Annotated in this window: 1 protein-coding gene and 2 pseudogenes; all 3 read right to left on the bottom strand. The window is 45.6% G+C overall.

Features of this window, described 5'->3' with window-relative positions:
- Window positions 1-273, bottom strand: a pseudogene (locus KTG12_RS21180) (hypothetical protein); the annotation flags it as partial.
- Window positions 274-283: 10 nt separating this feature from the next.
- Window positions 284-1186, bottom strand: a complete 903-nt coding sequence (locus KTG12_RS21185) for a hypothetical protein (RefSeq protein WP_005649144.1) — start codon at window positions 1184-1186, stop codon at window positions 284-286.
- 16 nt (window positions 1187-1202) lie between these two features.
- Window positions 1203-1822: pseudogene (locus tag KTG12_RS21190) on the bottom strand (hypothetical protein); the annotation flags it as partial.

Here is a 1822-nt window from a genome sequence, read left to right on the forward strand (position 1 = left end):
ATGGATGTCTTTGTCGTAGATTTCCTGCCGTTTGGCATCACGGGCACGCCAGAGCAATTCTTCCGGAGTCGGTTCAGGTTCCGGAGCGGGCTGCATGTGCCAACACTCCAACGGGGTTGCATCCGGATGTTCGTTGTGGTACTGTTCCTGTTCTTCTGAGAGCGGAAGATAAGCCCCAACCTCATAATCGTCTATATCTGTACTTATGAGATAGGAATCAGGAAGTTTTACTTTCGTTTTCCAAAAATTAATGTCTTTATGAATGTATATCATATTGCTATTCTTAATTGTGATAATATAAACAAATTATACCCTGTCCTCCTTTTCCTCCTTTACGTGACAGACTACCACCTCCTCCGCCACCAGCTCCAATGCCACCATTTCCGCCATTCGTAGGATTGCTTGACCCTGAATTTCCACCATTTCCACCTGATTCAAGACCTGCCGCCCCACCACCTGCTCCAGACCCATCCGAACCAGATCCGTTCGAGCCTTTCCCCGAAGTTCCACCTCCTCCAAATAGGCCAATAGGAATAAGTACATTGTTATATTTATATCCTGTACCACCTTGATAAGATTGACTATTTCCACCTTTATAACCGCCCATACCATCTGCATTACTTACACTGTTTCCACCGGTCATTCCTGACGATGAATTTCCATTACCCGACATAGATGCGCCTGAACCACCAGCATAACCGTAAGAACCATTCCAATAACCAGGAGAGCCTCCACCATTATTACAAATCGCGATATCGGAAGATGGGTTTTCTACCAACTTTGATAGAATGGTATATATACTGTCTGGTATTTTAGAGCCATTACCAAGCCCTCCTGCTCCCTCACTATTACCTCTTTGCCCTCCAGCACAGATTATCGTATCCCCGTTTATTTCAAGAGTTGTACTATCCCCATCAGTTTGTGCATTTACAGGCTTTGCAATTTTACAAGTCAAAGTTTTCGGTAGCAAAGAGATTTTTATATTACGAGCAAATGCTATTGTTCCAGAAGCTCCACCGCCACCACTGTTTGTGCCACCTCCGCCGCCACCTCCAACGATTAGCAAATCCACAAACTTATATTTTTTCTCTATTATATAATTCTGTTGGATACCTAAAGGACTTACCAGCTTTACCAATTTAGGCACTGTATTATATAGATTACCTGATATCAATCTACGTTTCATCTCTTCCTGTTTTGAATTATACCCTAATTACTATTATCCCGTGTTCTTTCTTCAAGGATACACCTGTCGGTTTCCCGTTCGGTAACGTTACACTTGATTCCTCGGACTGCCAGCCAGAACCATTAGGGACCGGTTGGTCAAAGTCCGACCCGGAACTGTTCAAGATCGACAGATAGAATTCCTGCATTTCCGGTACGCTGGCGATATCGGCAAAGTTGATCGCTTGCGGGGATTTGCTTGTGTATTTGAAGCGAAGGTTATACGGTGATGACGGAAGAGCCGCCAGAGACTCGACATCGACATACTCTTTCAACCTCAAAGAGTCCGATACCTTCGTTTTCTCTTCATTGCTGTAATTATTGTCGGTATGGACATAAGCAGCGTCCTTGACCGTATGGTCGTCATTCTGTAACTGGGATAGCCTTGTCGGAATCGCCTGCTGGACGTTTGTGATGCTCTGGTTCAGCCCGGCAATGATCCCTTGCAACGTCTGTGTGTCCTCTACGTTGGCAAGAAAAGCGATGATCTCGTTAAATGACTCGATGGCACTCGATGCGTCACCCGAAACGAGCGTGTTGACCTGCTGCTGCAAGGCTGTCAGCGCGTTCCTGATTTCCGTGTCGTCGTAGCTTTCCC

Origin of the sequence: Parabacteroides sp. MSK.9.14 (genome assembly GCF_019041495.1) — a bacterium.
GTDB lineage: Bacteria > Bacteroidota > Bacteroidia > Bacteroidales > Tannerellaceae > Parabacteroides > Parabacteroides merdae.